The organism is Streptomyces sp. NBC_00122, from assembly GCF_045160845.1.
Classification (GTDB): Bacteria; Actinomycetota; Actinomycetes; order Streptomycetales; family Streptomycetaceae; genus Streptomyces.
The window spans coordinates 6,455,373-6,473,345 of sequence record NZ_CP108191.1; the positions used below are offsets into that span (position 1 = coordinate 6,455,373).

The 17,973-nt window shown below is 73.0% G+C and carries 15 protein-coding genes; 7 read left to right on the forward strand and 8 right to left on the reverse strand.

Going from position 1 to position 17,973, the window contains the following annotated elements; translation table 11 throughout:
* Positions 1-64 precede the first annotated feature (64 nt).
* Together OG737_RS29385 and OG737_RS29390 are read left to right on the forward strand one after the other, a co-directional pair.
* Positions 65-865 carry an alpha/beta fold hydrolase gene (locus OG737_RS29385; RefSeq protein WP_328929233.1) on the forward strand — a complete coding sequence of 267 codons (801 nt, stop codon included), beginning with the start codon at positions 65-67 and terminating at the stop codon, positions 863-865.
* A 368-nt stretch (positions 866-1,233) separates the two neighbouring features.
* Positions 1,234-1,902 (forward strand): (2Fe-2S)-binding protein, encoded by a 669-nt coding sequence (locus OG737_RS29390; protein WP_328929234.1) that lies wholly within the window; start codon positions 1,234-1,236, stop codon positions 1,900-1,902.
* An 88-nt stretch (positions 1,903-1,990) separates the two neighbouring features.
* Here OG737_RS29390 and OG737_RS29395 read toward each other — a convergent pair whose 3' ends face one another.
* Entirely contained in the window at positions 1,991-3,766 is a 1,776-nt protein-coding gene (locus OG737_RS29395; RefSeq protein WP_328929235.1) for a S8 family serine peptidase, read from the reverse strand.
* A 265-nt stretch (positions 3,767-4,031) separates the two neighbouring features.
* On the reverse strand, positions 4,032-5,387 hold the full coding sequence (locus OG737_RS29400; RefSeq protein WP_328929236.1) for a cation:dicarboxylate symporter family transporter: 1,356 nt from the start codon (positions 5,385-5,387) through the stop codon (positions 4,032-4,034).
* A 105-nt stretch (positions 5,388-5,492) separates the two neighbouring features.
* Here OG737_RS29400 and OG737_RS29405 point away from each other — a divergent pair, with 105 nt between their 5' ends.
* Both OG737_RS29405 and OG737_RS29410 read left to right on the forward strand, forming a co-directional pair.
* Positions 5,493-7,091 (forward strand): sensor histidine kinase, encoded by a 1,599-nt coding sequence (locus OG737_RS29405; protein ID WP_328929237.1) that lies wholly within the window; start codon positions 5,493-5,495, stop codon positions 7,089-7,091.
* On the forward strand, positions 7,088-7,795 hold the full coding sequence (locus OG737_RS29410; protein ID WP_328929238.1) for a response regulator: 708 nt from the start codon (positions 7,088-7,090) through the stop codon (positions 7,793-7,795). The genes OG737_RS29405 and OG737_RS29410 overlap by 4 nt, the downstream gene beginning before the upstream one ends.
* Here OG737_RS29410 and OG737_RS29415 read toward each other — a convergent pair.
* From OG737_RS29415 to OG737_RS29425, 3 genes are all read right to left on the reverse strand, one after another.
* Positions 7,747-8,601, reverse strand: coding sequence for a tyrosinase family protein (locus tag OG737_RS29415; RefSeq protein WP_405922186.1), 855 nt, complete (start codon positions 8,599-8,601; stop codon positions 7,747-7,749). The two genes, OG737_RS29410 and OG737_RS29415, sit on opposite strands and share 49 nt — an antisense overlap.
* The gene (locus OG737_RS29420; protein ID WP_328929240.1) at positions 8,598-8,990 is read right to left on the reverse strand and encodes an apotyrosinase chaperone MelC1; all 393 of its coding nucleotides are present in this window, start codon (positions 8,988-8,990) and stop codon (positions 8,598-8,600) included. Before OG737_RS29420 ends, OG737_RS29415 begins: the two co-directional genes overlap by 4 nt.
* A 230-nt stretch (positions 8,991-9,220) precedes the next feature.
* Complete coding sequence (locus tag OG737_RS29425) at positions 9,221-11,623, reverse strand: Helicase associated domain protein (RefSeq protein ID WP_405922187.1); 2,403 nt, start codon at positions 11,621-11,623, stop codon at positions 9,221-9,223.
* A 170-nt stretch (positions 11,624-11,793) separates the two neighbouring features.
* Between OG737_RS29425 and OG737_RS29430 the strand changes: the two genes are divergently transcribed.
* A complete protein-coding gene (locus OG737_RS29430) occupies positions 11,794-12,708 on the forward strand; it encodes an NAD(P)-dependent oxidoreductase (RefSeq protein ID WP_328929242.1) in 915 nt (304 codons plus the stop codon).
* A gap of 43 nt (positions 12,709-12,751) precedes the next feature.
* On the forward strand, positions 12,752-13,606 hold the full coding sequence (locus tag OG737_RS29435; RefSeq protein ID WP_328929243.1) for an RNA polymerase sigma-70 factor: 855 nt from the start codon (positions 12,752-12,754) through the stop codon (positions 13,604-13,606).
* A gap of 42 nt (positions 13,607-13,648) precedes the next feature.
* Here OG737_RS29435 and OG737_RS29440 read toward each other — a convergent pair whose 3' ends face one another.
* Entirely contained in the window at positions 13,649-15,268 is a 1,620-nt protein-coding gene (locus OG737_RS29440) for a sigma-70 family RNA polymerase sigma factor (RefSeq protein ID WP_405922188.1), read from the reverse strand.
* Positions 15,269-15,344: 76 nt separating this feature from the next.
* Complete coding sequence (locus tag OG737_RS29445) at positions 15,345-16,022, reverse strand: MerR family transcriptional regulator (RefSeq protein WP_328929245.1); 678 nt, start codon at positions 16,020-16,022, stop codon at positions 15,345-15,347.
* 115 nt (positions 16,023-16,137) lie between these two features.
* Between OG737_RS29445 and OG737_RS29450 the strand changes: the two genes are divergently transcribed.
* Positions 16,138-17,097, forward strand: coding sequence for a hypothetical protein (locus OG737_RS29450; RefSeq protein WP_405922189.1), 960 nt, complete (start codon positions 16,138-16,140; stop codon positions 17,095-17,097).
* A 28-nt stretch (positions 17,098-17,125) separates the two neighbouring features.
* On the opposite strand, the gene OG737_RS29455 is transcribed toward OG737_RS29450, so the two are convergent.
* A complete protein-coding gene (locus tag OG737_RS29455) occupies positions 17,126-17,947 on the reverse strand; it encodes an IclR family transcriptional regulator (protein ID WP_405922190.1) in 822 nt (273 codons plus the stop codon).
* Positions 17,948-17,973: the final 26 nt, after the last annotated feature.

Here is a 17,973-nt window from a genome sequence, read left to right on the forward strand (position 1 = left end):
GGTGAAAGGCAACGGGCTGTCAGGTGAACGCGAGTGGCTCAATGTAGCTCTTTAAAGTCCTCTCATGAACCCCCAATTTGGCAATGGCGTGAACCTCTTTTTCGACGACTTGGGTCCCCGCGCCGGAACGCCCGTAATCCTGATCCACGGACATCCGTTCAACCGCACGATGTGGGCCCCCCAGACGGCCGTCCTGACGGCCGCCGGGTACCGCGTTATCGCCCCTGACCTGCGGGGATACGGGGAAAGTCCGGTGCGGGCCGGCAAGGTGCTGCTCGCTGATCTCGCCGACGACATTGCCGATCTTCTCGCCCGACTGGAAATCGAACAAGCGGTCGTCGTCGGTGTGTCCATGGGCGGGCAGATCGCCATGGAGACGCGGCTGCGCCACCCGGGTCTGGTACGGGCTCTCGTACTCTCCGACACCACCCCCCTGCCGGAGACCGAGGAGGGCGCGAAACACCGCCGCGAGCTCGCCGACAGGCTGCTCGCCGAAGGCATGGGGCCGTACGCCGAAGAAGTCATCGACAAGATGCTGGCGCCCTACAACGTGACCGGCATGCCCGAGGCCGCCGAGCGGGTGAGCGCCATGATGCGCGCCACCGACCCCGAGGGCGCGGCCGCCGCGCTGCGCGGCCGGGCCGAGCGGCCCGACTACCGGCCCGTGCTCGCCGGGGCCGCGGAGCCCTGTCTCGTGGTCGTCGGCGCGGACGACGTCTACACCCCGGTGGCGGAGGCCGAGGCACTGCACGCGCTGATGCCGCACTCGGTGCTCGCCGTGATCGAGCGGGCCGGGCACCTGCCCGGTGTGGAACAGCCCGAGGCCTTCAACCTGGCGCTCCTGGAGTTCCTCGCCGGGCTCTGACCCGCGAGCTGATTGGACCGCTGAACAAAGCACCGAATGGCCCAGCTGAGTGGGCCGTTCGGTGGGCCGGCGGCCCGGTGGCGATCGCGGTCCAGCCCCCGCCCGGGGCGCCGCGCCGACCGGCCGCGGCCCGGTTCGGCCATTCCGTCGGCGACGGCGCCTCCTACGTGTGTTCGGCGCGTACTTCACGCGAGTGGTCGGCCTCTCGCCGGCGCAGATCGGGCCCGGCGGTCCGGGGCCCAGACGGCGGCGTGATGGGGCCCGCGGGGGCGTCGTACAGTCGGGGTGACATCCCGGCCGGGTTGTCACCCCGAGCAGGAGGACCCGCATGCTGCGTGGGCTCACGACGACCGCGCCCGAGGCCTGACGTGGACGACGTGCTGCGGGAGCTGGCCTCCGTGGGGCCCTTCTTCGCCGTGCCGTACGGGAAGGAACCGCCCGGCCCGGGCTTCCGGCCCATGACCGCCCTGTACGGGGAGCACCTGGGGGCGTACACCGCCGAGGTCGGGCGGCGGATCGGCAGCGGACCGGGGCGCGTGGCCGCCTCCACGGCGCACCTCGGCATCGCCTCGCGGCTGTGGTCGATCGGGCTGGGGTGCGCGGCGCTGGCCGGCCGGGTGCCGGACCTGGCCGCCGACCGGGTCTGGTGGCGCCTGCCCACCGCGGGATCACTGGAGCTGTGGCTGCCCGAGCCCGGGGAACTGCCGGCCGAGGAGCTCGGCGAGAGCGTGCTGGGGAACCTGGCCCTGCTCGACGCGGGTCTGCGGGAGCGGCTGCGGGTCTCGCCCAAGGTGCTGCGCGGCAACGCCGCGTCGGGGCTGGTCGGGGCACTGCGGGTGCTGACGGACCGGGTGGCGGGCCGGGTAGCCGTGGACCTGGCGGCCGCCCTCCTGGCCGAGGACGGGCCACTGGGCGGCACCGGCACCTTCGTCCACGAGGAGGGGCTCGGGGTGGCCTTCGCACGGCGCAGCTGCTGCCTCTACTACCAGGTGCCGGGCGGCGGCTTCTGCGGGGACTGCGTGCTGCGCACACGCTAGGTCCCGGTCCCGGTCCCGGTCGCGGAACCGGCGGAGGCCGCCGGGGGCGCAAGTGCGCTCCCCCGACGGCCCCGTCCGGCCGGAACCCCTAGAAGGTCAGGTTCCAGGAGTCGATCTTGCCGATGTCGCCGCCGGCGTTGTCGTTCACCCGGAGCTTCCAGGTGCCTGCCGCGACCTCGGAGGAGGCGTTCACGGTGTAGACGGTGTTGATGTTGTCGGTGCTCCCGCCGGCGCGGTTGTGCACGGTGTACACGGTGCCGTCGGGGGCGACGAGGTCCACCTTCAGGTCACCGATGTAGGTGTGCACGATGTTCACGCCCACCTTGAGGGTGGCCGGCGCGTTGCCGGTCACCCCGCTGACGGTGATGGGGCTCTCCACGGTGGTGTTGTCCGCGATGGCGAAGTCACCGAGGTTCTCGAAGTACTTGCCGGGCGGCGGGGTGGAGCCCACCGCCTTGAGCGCGTCGACCTGTCCCTCGCCGAAGAAGCCGTTCTTGGCGGTGGTGCCCGTGCAGCGGCTGTCCGACGGGCAGGCGACGTCGTTGGCCTGGGTGGCCAGCTTGTCGCGCAGCTGCGCCGGGGTGATGCCCGGGTTGGTGCTCGCCAGCAGCGCGGCCACACCGGTCACGTGCGGGGAGGCCATCGAGGTGCCGCTCATGGTGCCGTACTTGCCGCCCGGCTGGGTGCTGTAGATGCCGGTGGTGTCGCCGCCGGGAGCCGTGACGTCGATGACGTTCAGGCCGAAGTTGGAGTACGAGGCCTTCGCGGTGGTGCCCATCGCCGAGACCGTGACCACGCCCGGGAGTTCGGTCGGGATGTCGAGGCAGGCGTTGGTGATGGTGCGGGTGACCGGCGTCGAGTCGTTCGGGCTCTCGGTGTCGGTCCGCTTGTTGGCCAGGTCGATGTTGGAGTTGCCGGCCGCCGCGACCTGCAGCGAACCCTTGCCCTCCGCGTACTCCTGGGCGCGCTTGACGCCCTCGATGATCGCGGCCTGGTCGGCGTTGTCCGGGCAGTTGAACTGCCACGGGTCGGTGTAGTAGCTGTTGTTGGTGACCTTGAAGCCGTGGTCACCCGCCCACATGAAGCCGCAGACGGTGTTCTCGGCGAAGAAGAGCGAGGAGCCCGGCTCGGCGATGCGCACCGAGGAGATCTTCACGCTCGGAGCCACGCCGATGACGCCCTTGCCGTTCTTGGCGGCCGCGACCGTACCGGCCACGTGCGTGCCGTGGGTGCCCACGTCGCGCCAGGAGCCGGTGCGGGTGTCGGCCTTGCCGTACGCGCAGGAAGCGGAGTCCGCCGCGTTGAAGTTCGGCGCCAGGTCCTGGTGCTGGTCGTCCACACCGGTGTCCAGGATGCCGACCTTGACGGAGGGGGAGCCGGTGGTGACGGCCCAGGCCTGGTCGGCCTTGATCTGGGTCATGTCGGCGCGGACCGGCTCGCCCGCCGGGGTCGTGGCCTGCGCCGGGTTGGCGGGGAGCGCCGGGTTGTAGGCGTCCGCCGGCACGTCCGAGGTGCGGGTGGCGCCGACCTGCTGGACCCCGCTCACACCGCGCATGGTGGTGGCGAAGGTGCCGGAGGCGGAGTGGGCGACGATGACGCCGATCGCGTCGTAGTTCGCGAAGACCGTGCCGCCGTTGGCGGCGACGGCGGCACGCACCGCCGAGCTGTCACCGGGAGCGGTGATCACGAGGTAGGCACGGGTGCCGGCAACCCAGGTCGCACTCTGGGAAGTCGGGGCCGCGGCCTGGGGCGCCGCCGCGGCCGCCGGGGCGGAAGCGGAGGCGGAGGGCGAGACGGGGGCGGTGCCGGCGAGCGCGGCGGGAGCCCCGAAAGCAAGTGCGGCGCCGAGGGTGGCGGCCAGCACGAGGGTACGTCGAGGTCGGCTGGATATGTGGGGTATCAATGCGTCCTCCGATGGACCGACGGTGCGGATGGCACCTACCGGTCCGTACGAAACGAGTGGTGGACGCAAGATGTCAGACGCGTGCCCCGGTATGGAAGTACCTTTTACAGCACGCGCGTTCTCCCGGCTATGGCTGAAAACAGCCCCTACCGGGAGTAGTCGGGGCCGACCGGGCTGGGCACCGTGGGGGCGAGCCCTGCCCGGTCGGCCCGTGGGGGCGGACCGGCTACACCGGTACGCGGTCCTTGTCGCCGGCCGTCTGGGGCGGCACGGCGCCCACCGGTTCGACGTGCGCGTCGTCGACCAGCGTGGTCTCGTCGAACGGCAGCCGCCCGGCCAGCACTTCGGCGGCCCGTCCGTGGTCGAACTCCTTCGTCCATGTCCCGATGAGGACCGTGGCGACGGCGTTGCCCGCGAAGTTGGTCAGCGCCCGCGCCTCGCTCATGAACCGGTCGATGCCCACGATCAGGCCGACCCCGTCGACCAGTTCCGGCCGGTGCGACTGGAGTCCGCCGGCGAGTGTGGCGAGGCCCGCGCCGGTGACCCCGGCCGCGCCCTTCGAGGCGATGATCATGAACAGCAGCAGGGAGATCTGCTCGCCCAGCGCGAGCGGCTTGCCCATCGCCTCCGCGACGAACAGTGAGGACATCGTCAGGTAGATCGCGGTCCCGTCCAGGTTGAAGGAGTATCCGGTCGGCACCGTGATCCCGGTGACCGGGCGCGACACCCCCAGGTGCTCCATCTTCGCGATCAGCCGCGGCAGCGCCGACTCCGAGGAGGAGGTGGACAGGATCAGCAGGAACTCCCGGCTCAGGTAGCGCAGCAGGGCGAACACGCTGACCCCCGTGCACACCCGCAGCAGGGTGCCCAGCACCACGAACACGAAGATCAGACAGGTCGTGTAGAAGCCGATCATGATGACGGCGAGGGACTTCAGCGCGTCGATGCCGGTGGCTCCGACCACCGCCGCGATCGCCCCGAAGGCGCCCACCGGCGCCGCCCACATGATCATCGCCAGTACCCGGAAGACCAGCTTCTGCACGTGCCCGATGCCGCGCAGCACGGGTTCGCCCGCAGCTCCCATGGCCTGGAGCGCGAACCCGCACAGCAGCGCCACCAGCAGCGTCTGGAGCACCTGCCCGCCGGTGAAGGCGGACACCAGCGTGGTCGGGATGATCCCGAGCAGGAACTCGGGGGTGCTCTGCGCCCCGCCGGCCTTGGCCTGGGCCTCGCCCGCATGGCGCGCGGCCTCGGTCAGGTGCAGCCCGCTGCCCGGATCCAGCAGGTTCCCCACCAGCAGGCCGATGGCCAGGGCCACCGTGGACATCACCATGAAGTAGCCGAGGGCGAGCCCGCCCACCGCGCCCACCTTGGCGGCCTTGCGGACCGAGCCGATCCCCAGCACGATCGTGCAGAAGATCACAGGCGAGATCATCATCTTGATGAGGTTGACGAAGCCGGTGCCGAGCGGCTTGAGCTCCACGGCCACGCCGGGGGCGGCGAAGCCGACGGCGATACCGAGGAGCACCGCGGCGATCACCGCGATGTAGAGATAGTGCGTTCTGTCGCGCCTGGCGGCCACGATGCCTCCTGTGGTGAATACGTCCCGGGAGGACCATCACCCAGGGCTGTGACCCCGGTCACCCTTGCGTTCATTGAGTTCACGAGCCGGTGCACACTGAGCGCCATGTTCCGTTTGCCCCGGCCGCCGCGCAGCCTCGCCGGCCAGCTCTTCGCCATGCAGGTGCTGCTGGTCGCCGTGGTCGTCGCCGGCTGCGCCGTCTTCGCGTACGCCACCGCGCGCGGCCAGGCCGAGGAGGCCGCCCGGCGCCAGGCCGGGGCCGTGGCCCGCGCGGTCGCCGACTCCCCGTCGGTCCAGGAGGCCGTACGGGAAGCCGTGCGCGGCACCGATCCCACCTCCCGGCTCCAGCCGTACGCGGAGCGGGTCCGGGTCGACTCGGGAGTGGACTTCGTGACGATCATGGATCCGGCCGGGCGGCGCTGGACCCACCCCGACCCGCGCCGGATCGGCGAGCGCTTCATGGGCAACACGGCCCCCGCCCTGCGCGGCGAGACCTTCAGCGAGACCTACACGGGCACCCTCGGGCCCTCGATCCGCGTGGTCACCCCGCTCAACGACGACGGCCGCGTCGTCGGCATGGTCAGCGCCGGGATCACCGTCCGCGCGATCAGCGCGCGGCTCGCCTCCCAGCTCACCGCACTCGCCTGGGTCGCCGCCGCCGCCCTCGCGCTCGGCGGGGCGGGCACGTACATCGTCAACGCCCGGTTGCGCCGCCACACCCACGGGATGAACGCGGCCGAACTCAGCCGGATGTACGACTACCACCAGGCGGCCCTGCACGGGGTGCGCGAAGGGCTGCTGATGCTCGACGGCCAGCGCAGGATCACCCTGATCAACGACGCAGGACGGGAACTGCTGGGCCTGCGGGACGCGATGACGGGCACCGGCGTCGCCGACCTGGGACTGCCCGCGCCGCTCACCGGAGCCCTGCTCGCGGACCGGCCCCGGGTGGACGAGGTGCACCTGACCGCCGACCGGGTGCTCGTCGTCAACAGCTCACCCGTCGCGGGCGGCGGCCGCCGGGGAACGGTGGTGACCCTGCGCGACCATACCGAACTCCAGGTACTGACAGGGGAGTTGGATCACGAACGCGGATTCACCCAGGCCCTGCGCTCCCAGGCCCACGAGGCGGCGAACCGGCTCCACACGGTGGTCTCGCTCATCGAACTGGGCCGCGCGCAGGAGGCGGTGGAGTTCGCCACCGCCGAACTGGAACTGGCGCAGGCGCTCACCGATGAGGTGGTCACCGCCGTCGGAGAGCCGGTGCTCGTGGCGCTGCTGCTCGGCAAGGCCGCCCAGGCGCACGAGCGGGGCGTCGAGCTGGTCGTCACCCCCGACAGCACGGCCGTCGACGGCGCGGCCGGGACCCCGCCGGCCCGGGACCTGGTCACCGTGGTCGGCAACCTCGTGGACAACGCCATGGACGCGCTCACCGGCGTTCCCGGCGGACGGATCGCGGTCACCGTGCGCTCCGGCGCCGACGGACTGCTGCTGCGCGTGGCCGACAGCGGCCCGGGCCTGCCCGAAGGGGTGGACGTGTTCCGGCGCGGCTGGTCCGGCAAGGGCGAGGGACGCGGACTGGGCCTGGCCCTCGTACGGCAGGTGGCGCTACGCCACGGCGGCACCGCGGAAGCGGCCCAGCCGCCGGGCGGGGGCGCCGAGTTCACCGTACGGCTCCCCGTGCGGCCGGAGCCGCGGCCGTGAGCGCGCCCGAGGTGCGGGTCCTGATCGTCGAGGACGACCCCGTCGCCGCCGACGCGCACGCGCTCTACGTGGGCCGGGTCCCCGGCTTCACCGCCGTCGGCACCGTCCACTCGCTGGTGGAGGCGACCCGGGCCCTGGAGCGGACCCGCGTCGACCTGCTGCTGCTCGACCTCGGCCTGCCCGACGGGAACGGCCTGCGCTTCGCGCGCGGGCTGCGGGCCGCGGGCCATCCCGTCGACGTGATCGTGGTGACCTCGGCGCGGGACCTGGCCGTGGTCCGCGAGAGCGTCTCGCTCGGTGTGGTCCAGTACGTACTGAAGCCCTTCGCCTTCCCGACCCTGCGCGAACGGCTCCTGCGCTACGCCGAGTTCCGGGCGACGGCGGGGGAGGCGGCCGGCCAGGACGACGTGGACCGCGCGATGGCGGCCCTGCGCGCGCCCCGCCCGGCCGAGCTCCCCAAGGGGCTGAGCGCGCCGACCCTGGACCGGGTCGCCGCCCTGCTGCGGGCGGCGACCGAGGGGCTGACCGCGGCGGGGGCGGCCGAGGCGGCCGGGATCTCCCGGATCACCGCCCGCCGGTACCTGGAGCACCTGGTGGACACCGGCCGCGCGGACCGCACTCCCCGGTACGGCCAGGTCGGCCGCCCCGAACTGCACTACCGCTGGCTCGCGGCGGCCGCGGCCGGCTCGGTGTCGAAGGTGTAGAACTTCCGGTGGTCCAGCAAGTCGGCCGGGGTGACGTCGTTCCACGGCCGCATCGTGTCGCCCAGGTCCACGACGTTCGGCGTGCCGGCCGCCGGCAGGTAGCCGGAGTGCGGGTGACGGGCCTGCCACTCGGCCCACAGCTTGTCCACGTAGGCGTGGTGCATCCAGAACACCGGGTCGTTGGGGGAGACGCCGGTGGCCATCTGGCCGCCGACCCACACGTGCACCCGGTTGTGCAGGTTGGCGCCGCGCCAGCCCTCCAGGCTGTTGCGGAAGCCGCCGTTCGAGGCGCTGTTCCAGGGGGCCGTGTCGTAGACGGACATGGCGAGTACGGCCTCCACCTCCTCCTTGGTCGGCAGTCCGGCGACGCCCGCGCCGAGCGCCCGGCGCAGGTAGGCGCGCCCGTCCACCCGTACGGCTATGTTCCACTTGCCCGTCGCGTACGCGAACGGGCCGTCGAGGACCTGCCCGTCGCGGGCCCGGCCGGTGCCGCCGAGGAAGTCGGCGGCCCAGAGCGAGGAGCGGGTGGTGCGGTCGGCCGTCCAGTCCCAGTAAGGGAGCGAAACGCTCGCGTCCACAGCCTGCAGAGCCGCTTCGAACTCGAGCAGAAAGCGGCGGTGCCACGGAAGAAAGGAGGGCGAGCGGTGCCCTACCCGGTCGCCCGAGTCCGTGTCGCTCATGATGAAGCCGTTGTGGGTGGTGACGAGCCGGTCGTAGCGGCCGGTGCGCTTCAGCTCGAGCAGCGCGTTGGTGAAGGCGCGCCGCTCCTCGGGAGTGAGCGCGGCCTGGTTCTTGCGGACGGTCATGCCGTGCCTCCCATCGGTGCGAACGGCGCGAGCTCGGCGCCCTGGAGCTCGCGTACGGCGGCTCTGGCCAGCGAGGCCGGGTCCGGATGCGTTTCGTAGTGGTTGACCACGCTGATCCAGGTGCCGTCGGCGTTCCGCATCACGTGCAGCTCGCGGCCGTCTATCCGGACGGTGGGCAGACCGGGGGAGTGGTGGCCGCCGTGGTGGCCGCCGCCCTCGGTGGTTATCCGGATGCGCCGGCCCTGGTACACCTCGTCGACCGGGCCGACGGATGGGGTGGCGGCCCGGGAATCGGTGGCGGCCGCGCGCGCGGTGACGCCCGCAAGGCCGAGGGCGGTGAGTGCGCCGGCAGTGGTGCCCAAGGCCTGCCGACGGGTGATCGTGTCCATGGCCGAAGAACTATCAGGGCGTCAGGGGCAGTTGGCTGCTATCCGGACATCGAGGGATAAGTTTCGCATAGAACGAGTGCCATGATCTTCCCGCCTTCGGGGCGGGCCCGGAGGTCCAGGCGGGAGGATTTTCGGTTCAGATGCTACTAGTCAGTAATTCTTTCGGTCGGATCGTACGGCTGTGGATGCGGTCGCGCCGCGGAGTCGGCCGGAAGGTGCGGCCGCTCCGCTTACCAGCGCATGTCCAGCGCGTCCAGGGCCCTCACCCGCTCCGGGGTGAGGGAGGCGGCGCGGGAGCGCTGGTTGGCGATCCAGGAGCCCAGCCGCCGCTGTTGGCCGCCGACCGGCTCCACATGCGTACGGGGGACCCTGAGGTGCCCTTCGCGGGCGTGGAACAGCTGGGCCGCCTCCAGGTGGTCCGCCCACGCGGCGGCGTGACTGCGGCGCGGCGGCGGGCGTTCCGCCTCGGTCGCCGGAGCCATCCCGAGGGTGTGCTCCAGCAGCCAGCGCTGCGCCCAGGACAGCCGCTCCCAGTTCAGGCGCTGGGTACGGACCCACCCGCCCAGGTCCTCGCCCTGGACCAGCACCTCGCCGGGCGCCAGGGGGAGCCCGCCGCCCGCGTCCAGACGTAGCCGGGTCAGGTGGAAGGCGCGCTGCCAGGAGATCTCCCAGGCGGGGCACCAGGACGCGTCGATCGCCTCCAGGGCCTCCCGCCGGTCCGCGGACAGCGCCCCCGGTCCCTCGCGGCGGGCCGCGGCCCGCTGGTTCTTGACCCACACTCCGACCGGGGCGCCGCGCCACGTGGCATCCGCCGGCGGCAGCAGGTGGCCGTGCTCCGCCGCCCAGGCGCGGGCGACCGCGAGCCCCTCCTCGAAGGCCACGTCGAAGTGGCTCCACACCATGCCGAGTTCGTCGAGCCGGGCCACCCGCTCACGGCCGAGCGCGCCCCGGCGGTACGTGCGGCGCGCGTCCGCGATCCACTGGCCCAGCGGGAACCGCGCCAGCCCGGGCGGCCACGCCCCGCCGCCCGCCGGCACCTTGAAGCCGAACGGCACCTTCAGGTCCCCGGCCGTGTCCGCGTAGATCCGGGCGGCCTCGACGCCGCGCCGCCAGTGCTCGTGCTCCGGATGCAGCACCCGCAGCCGGACGAAGGCGGCCAGCAGCGCCGGATCCCGGGGCGTGGAGAAGCTCAGCAGCGCCTGCGCCCCGGTCCCCGTACCGGAGGCCGCCGCCGGGGCGGCCGTCCGGCTCGGCGTCTGCGGCTGGGCCAGGGCCTCGACCAGGCGGGAGTCGTGCGCCCGCAGCGCTTCCAGCAGCCGCGCGAGGTCCCCGTACGCCCGCGAGGTGAGCATCGTCTCGGGCGTCTCGTCCGGTCCCAGCAGTACGGGCACCACCAGCGAGGCGACCTTCCCCTCGCCGGGCCGGATCCGCAGCGCCCGCCCCACCGCCTGCACCAGATCGGGCATGGAACCGCGTACGTCGGCCCAGTAGACGGAGTCGCACTCCTTGGTGTCCACGCCTTCGCCCAGCACCCGGACGCTGCCGAGGAAGGCCTTCTCGGCGACCCGGCCGTCCGCGAACGCGCCCAGCACCCGCCGCCGGTGGGCCGCCGTGTGCTGCCCGCACAGCCAGTCCGCCCAGACGGTACGGGGGTACACCGGGTGCGGCCGGCGGCTCGTGAGCCGCAGCCGGGCCGCCACCGCCGGGAGCCCGGCCGCGAAGGCCTCCGCCTCCTTGGTCAGGTGGTGGAAGACGAGCGTGCGCCGGAACCCCTCGTGGGCGGCCGCCTTCACCAGCGCCGTCTGCAGCGCCGCCAGCCGTGCCCCGCGCACCGCGTCCGAGCGGCCGTCCCTGCCCAGCAGTACGGCCGCCCGGAACTGCGGGTCGGTGACGTCCACGCACACCACCCGGTACGGGGCGCAGACGCCGCGGTCGATGGCCTCGGACAGGGACAGCGTGTAGCAGCGCGCGCCGAACGGCCCCTGCGGATCGTCCTCCATGGACGCCACGAGTTCGCCGCCCCGCCGCGGCCCCTCACCCCGGTCGGGCGTCTCCTCGCCGTCCTGCCAGACGCGCGGCGTGGCCGTCAGGTAGAGCCGGCGCACGGCGGGGATCCGCGCGTTGTCGTGCACGACCGCCCAGGGTTTGCCGATCCGCCCCGACGTCCGGTGCGCCTCGTCGACCACGATCAGGTCCCAGCCCGGGAGTCCGGCGAGATGCGCGCGTTCGAGAGTGCCCAGGCCCAGCGAGGCGTACGTGGCGAACACCGTGAGCCGGTCCACCGACGGGCCGCCCCAGCGGGCCAGTTCGGCCGGATCGGTGGTCGTGGGCACGCCCGCGTCCTCCCCGCGCAGCGAGCACACGGCCAGGGACCGCCCGCTGCGGCCGCCCTCCCGCCAGGCCGCGACGGTCTGCACCAGCAGATCCAGAGAGGGCACCAGTACGAGCACCCGCCCGGCCCGCAGCTCCTCGGCCGAGCGGACGGCGACGAGGGACTTCCCCGAGCCCGTGGCCATGATCACCTGGGTGCGCAGCCCGTTCGCGGGCACCCGGCCCCCGGCGGGCAGCTCCAGCGCCCGCACCACGGCGTCGACGGCCTCGCGCTGGTGCGGCCGGAGGTTCTTCCTCGCCATGTGCGTCACCCCGCCCCTGTGATCAGCCGGTTTGCCTCCAGCTCCTATCCTGCCCCCATTTTGAGGCAAAGGGCGGAGAAGCCGGGGAACAGCTCCAGCCGATGTCGAGCGGTCCATGTGACGGCAGTCACAAAGGGTGGATGTCACGTTCGTCGGGGGTGCTGTGTCCCATGGGTATGACCGACACCAAGAAGGTACTGCTGGCGGGGGCGAGCGGAGTCCTGGGGCGCCACATCACCGAGGCCCTCACCCGCACCGGCCACACCGTGATCGGCCTCGGCCGCGGCGCCGCGGCCGACGTGCGGGCCGACCTGATGAACCGCGACCAGCTGCTCCGCGCCGTCGACGGCCTCAAGATCGAGACCGTGGTGCACGCGGCCACCGCCCTGCGCGACGCGCCGATGCGGCACAAGGACATGTTCGCGACGGACGACCTGCGGCTGACCGGTACCCGGCACCTCATGGAGGCCGCCCGCGCCGTCGGAGCCCGCCGCGTCATCGCCGAGTCGATGGTCTTCGGATACGGCTACCGGGACTTCGGCGACCACGTGATCACCGAGGACGCCGACCTGTTCGGCCCGGCCGGCGACGTGGCCGTGGAACGCCACATCGAAGGCATGCGCGTCAAGGAGCGGCTGGTCCTGGGCGCCGAGGGAATCGAGGGCGTCGCCCTGCGCTTCGGGCTCTTCTACGGCGCCGGGGGCACCGAGGCCCTCGTGGAGATGCTGCGCAAGCGGAAGATCCCGGCGGTCGCCGACCGCGGCAGGGTGCTGCCCTGGGTGGACCTGGCGGACGCCGGACGGGCCGTGGCGCTCGCCGTCGAAGGCGGCCGCGCGGGGCAGGCGTACAACATCGTCGACGACACCCCGACCGGATTCGGCGCGCACGTCAGGGCGGTCGCCGAGGCGTTCGCCACCCCGAAGCCGCTGACCGTGCCCGCCTGGCTGATGCGCCCCTTCCCGTACGCCCACCGGATGGTCATGACGAACATGCGGGTGTCCAACGCGAAGGCGAGGGCCGAACTGGGATGGGCGCCGAGCCACGCCGGCTGCGCCGAGGGGCTGCGCGCGCTCGCCGGGCGCTGACGCCGCTTGATCGATGAGCCGCGGGGGTGCCACGGTGAGGCTCATGACCGAGACTTTCGAGGAGTACCGGCGGCTGCTGTTCGGTACCGCGTACCGGATGCTGGGCAGTGTCGCCGACGCCGAGGACATCGTGCAGGACGCCTGGCTCGCGTGGCACCGCGCCGACCGGTCCGCCGTCGAGCACCCCAAGGCCTACCTGGTGCGCACCGTCACCAACCTGAGCCTGAACAGGCTCAGGTCCGCGCAGGCCGTCCGCGAGACGTACGTGGGGCCGTGGCTCCCGGAGCCCCTCCTCACCTCGCCCGACGTCGCCGAGGAGGCCGAACTGGCCGACACCGTCTCGATGGCGGTCCTGGTCGTGCTGGAGACGCTGACCCCGACCGAGCGCGCGGTGTTCGTGCTCCGCGAGGTGTTCGGGTACGCCTACGCGGAGATCGCCGAGGTCGTCGGCAAGTCCGAGGCGAGCGTGCGCCAGTCCGCGCACCGGGCCCGCGAGCACGTGCGCGCGCGGCGCCCCCGCTTCACCGCCGAGGCCGCCGAACAACGCGAGATCGCCGAGAAGTTCCGCGCGGCCTGCGCGGGCGGGGACCTGGGCGAGGTGCTCACGCTCCTCGCCCCCGACGTCGTCTCCTGGTCGGACGGCGGCGGCGTCGTCACGGCCGCCCGCCGCCCGCTGTACGGACCCGACCACGTCGCCCGCTGGTTGCTCGGCGTCCTGGCCAAGCCCGCGGTCCAGGGCGTCGAGATGCGCCTCGCCGAGATCAACGGCGAGCCCGGCCTGCTGCTGGTGCACGGCGGTGTGCACGCCGGCGCCCTCACCTTCGAGGCCACCGACGGGCGGATCACCGCGCTGCGCCTCACCGTCAACCCGGAGAAGCTGCGCGGCCTCCGGCCCTGAACCGCGCCTGCACCCGCGCGGCCGGGCCCGTCGGCGAGCGGCTCAGCGCGCGCCGAAGTTCTGCGTCCACCAGGGACCGCCCGAGCCCTGGTGGATGCCGACGCCGATGTCCTTGAAGGAGCAGTTGAGGATGTTCGCGCGGTGTCCCGGGCTCTTCATCCAGGAGTCCATGACGGACTGGGGGGTCTGCTGGCCCCGCGCGATGTTCTCCCCGTACGTCGACCAGCGGTACCCGGCGGAGGTCGTCCGGGTGCCCGGGTCCGCGCCGTCGGGGTTGGTGTGGTCGAAGAAGTTCCGGCTCGCCATGTCGTCGGAATGGCCCTGGGCGGCAGCCCTCAACTGCGGGTCCTCCTTCAGCGGGCCGCAGCCGGCGGCCGCCCGCTCGGCGTTGACCAGTGCCACGACCTGGCCCGCGACGCCCTGCGGGGCGGGAGCCGGCGCGGGCGCCGAGGCCCGCGGGGTCGGCGAGCTGCTGCGGCTCTTCGTCGGGCTCGCGGACGGGCTCGGCGAGGCGGAGGCCGACGGCGACGGGGAGGCGGACGGCGAGGGGGACGCGGAGGGCGAGGGCGACTGGGAGGGGAGGGGGGACTCGGTCGCCGAGAGGGCGGCCAGCGGGGCCGGGGCAGCGGTGTCCCCGACCTTCTCACCGCCGGAACCGGGGAGCGTGCCGAGGTACACCAGCCCGCCGCCCGCGACGCAGGCGGCGAGCACCGCACCGCCGATCACCCGGCGCCGGCTCTGCTTGCGCCGACGCATCGCGCTCCGCCCGCCGCCCGCCGTCGTCGCGTCCACGCCCAGGTGGGCCGCCGTGTCGGAGAAGTCGGCCCCGGCACCGTCGGGGGAGGCGGAACCCGCGGGGGCGAAGTCGGCCGCCGCGGCCGAGCGGACCCCTGCCAGCAGGGCAGCCGAGACGGGGACGAGGGCCAGACCGGCCAGCAGCCCCTCCGCCGGAACCAGTCCGCTCCACAGGCCGGAGCACCGTACGCATTCCCGCGCGTGCCGGGCTATTCGCTTGCGCCACAGCGCCGAGGGCCGTCCGTCCCAGCCCGCCGCGAGCGCCCGCAGCTCCTCGCACACCGGCTGGGCGCCCAGGGCGCGTTCCACCACACGGGCCGATTCCAGCTGCGCCTTCATCCGCTGTACCCGTACGGCGGTGTGCTGCGGGGTCAGTTCCAGCGCGGCGGCCACCTCGGCCCGGGTCAGCTCCCCGGCGCACTCCAGCCACCACAGCGACAGCAGCGCCCGGTCGTCGGGCTCCAGCCAGCGCGTGGCGCGCGCCGTCTCGCGGCGCTGGCCCGCCAGCTGCAGGCGTACGACCGTCAGGTCGACGAAGTCGGCACCCGGGTCCGCGACATCCTCGGCCGCTTCCAGGGTGCTCTCGCCGAAGCCGCTCTGCCGGGCCTGCCAGTGCGCCCGTACGCGGTTCATCGCGATCGCCACCAGCCAGGACCGGAAGCTCTCGTCGGCGCGCAGGCCGCCCAGCCCGTCGAGGGCCCGCAGCATTGTGTCCTGCACCACGTCGTCCACGTCGCAGGACCCGTTCAGGGCCCGCCCGACGATGTTGTAGACGAGCGGCAGATGGGTGCTGACGAGGTCGTCCTGCGCGCGGGGATCCCCCGCGCGGGCCGCTGCCACCAGCGCTGCCGTGTGCTGAGTGCTCATGTGATGTTCCCTGTCCGTACCGGCGGTCGATGATGCCCAATACCTGGGAGACCGTCGAGAGGGGCCTCGATAACGCTTATCCGGAATTCTTGTCCGAAGAAAAATCCGCCGCATCCCCGTCCGGAGCGGAAGGCTGCGGGTAGCGCCTGGCCGAGGAGTCACTCTGGGCCAGTCGGCGCAACGCCGCCAGCATGGCATCCCCCAGTACGGTGCCCACCACCACCCGCTCCACCATGTCCTCCGTGCTCCTCCCGCGCGCGACGAAGGACAGGTCGGCGTCGGCGATCCGCTCGGCGGCGGCCGCGAACTCGTCGAGGTCGTCCAGATAGTCCCCGTGCCCGACCGTCAGCAGCGAGGCCGCGGCGGCGGCCAGTGCGCGCGCCGCGGGATGGGCCGCCGGGACCTGCCAGCCGCGCCGCGCGATCAGCTCCTCGACCAGGGCCCGGGCGCGTTCGCCGTTCACCGGGTCAGTGTCCGGTGCGACGTCGGGGTCGACGGTACTGGCGGCCGCGCCGAGCAGGTCGTGCACCGGCCGGGCGCGGTCCTCGACCGCCTCCACCACCTTGCTGACGGAGGCGAGCGGCAGGCCGCCGACGTCGGTGAGGGCGCGGATCAAGTGCACGCGCCGGACGTGCTCCTCGCCGTAGTGGGCCTGATTGGGGCTGGTCAACTCACCGGCGGGCAGCAGGCCTTCGCGGAGATAGAACTTGATGGTGGGCACCGGAACACCGGTCGACCGGCTCAACTCTCCCATGCGCAAGGTGAATTCTCTCTTTCGTTCGGCCCGGGGACTTGCGGGGACGGGCTGGAGTATGGACAGTGACACTATCCGATACCGGATAGTGCTGGTATCCATTAGGGGGATACGGATGCGGAACCACAGAGAAGGATGGCATCGGCCGCTGCTCGTCTTCGCGGCGGCCATGGGAGTGCTCACGCTGGTCTCGGGGATCGGGCTGATCGTGGACGACCGCGTGATGGTCGGCTCCCCGATCTGGCACAAGCCGTTCAAGTTCTCGGTCTCGTTCGCCTTCTACGGCCTGACGCTGGCCTGGATGCACTCACTGCTCACGCGCGGCCGACGGACCGGCTGGTGGGCGGGAGCGGTGATCGTGGCGGCGAGCGTCATCGAGATGGCGGTGATCGTCGGCCAGGTCGTGCGGGGCAAGCGCAGCCACTTCAACCAGGAAACCCCGCTCGACAGCAGCCTGTTCGCCGTGATGGGGGCGACGATCGTCGTGCTCTGGCTGGCCAACCTGCTGATCGCGGTGGTGCTGTGGCGCCAGCCGCTCGCCGACCGCGCCACCGCTTGGGCGGTACGGCTCGGCCCGCTCATCGGGCTCGCCGGACTCGCGGTCGGCTTCCTGATGGTCCAGCCCACCGGGGCCCAGCTGGCCGGACAGATCGCCGACACGGTCGGCGCGCACAGCGTCGGCGTCCCGGACGGCGGACCGCACCTGCCGGTCACCGGCTGGGCCGCCACCGGTGGCGACCTGCGGATCGCCCACTTCGTCGGGATGCACGCCCTCCAGGTGCTGCCGCTGCTGGCGCTCGCCCTGACCTCCGCGGCCGGGCGGTACGGCTGGGCGGCCCGCGCGGCGGTGCGCACCCGGCTCGTCCTGGTGGCGGGGGCGGGTTACGCCGCTCTGGTGGCCCTGGTCACCTGGCAGGCCTTGCGGGGGCAGGCGCTGACCTCGCCGGACACGACGACGCTGACCGCGGTGGCCGGGCTGGCCGTCGCCGTGGCGGTGGGGGTGGCCCTCGCCCTGCGCGGCGGCGCCGCCCGGGGCGATGCGGTGCGGGAGGTTGCGTCGCCGGTCGGCCGCTGATCACCGGAGGGCGGGGCTCCGCTGCGGTTCACAGCAGCGGAGCCAGCGCCTCCGTGGCCGCGCGCAGCATCGGCGCGTACGACTCGACCTCTTCCCGGGAGACCAGGAAGGTGACGGTGGTGACGCTGACCCCGCCGATCGGCCGGCCGTCCGGTCCGAGGACCGCGGAGCCGACGCAGCGGATGGTGGGCTCGTTCTCCTCGTCGTCCAGCGCGAAGCCCCGGGCGCGGACGGCCGCCAGCTGCGCGTCCAACGCCTGTGCGGTGGTGACCGACTTCGGCGTCCGGGGCGGCAGTCCGGTGGCGGCGATCAGCTCCCGCACCTCCTCGGCGGGAAGGTGCGCCAGGATGCTCTTGCCGATGGCGGTCGTGTGCAGCGGCATGCGCATGCCGACGCGGGAGGCCGTCCGGAAGGGCTGCTCGCTCTCCAGTTTGCGGATGTAGGTGATGGTCTCGCCGCTGTGCAGGGCCAGATGGACCGTCTGTCCGCCGACCGCCTGCCGCAGTTCGTCGAGGATGCGCCCGATGCTCGCCGGCTCCCCGCCGCTGACCAGTGCGGACAGCCCGCGGAGCCGTGGCCCCACCCCGTACCGGCGCTCGCCCTCCTGGCGTACGAAACCCAGGTCGACCAGTGACGCGAGGATCCGGAACGTACTGGACTTGGGGACGGCAGCGGCCGCCGTCACCTCGGCGAGCCGGTGCGGCCCGCCGGGCGCCGCCACCGCCTCCAGGATGCGCAGGGACTTCTCCAGCGCGGATCCGGCGGCGGAGGTGCGGCCTCCGCGCCCGCCCTCCGAGGCTTCCGCCGCTCCTTCCGCCGCGCCCTCTCCGGAGGCTTCTTCCGTTGACACGAGAACTCCCGCTCTGTGTAGGGTCT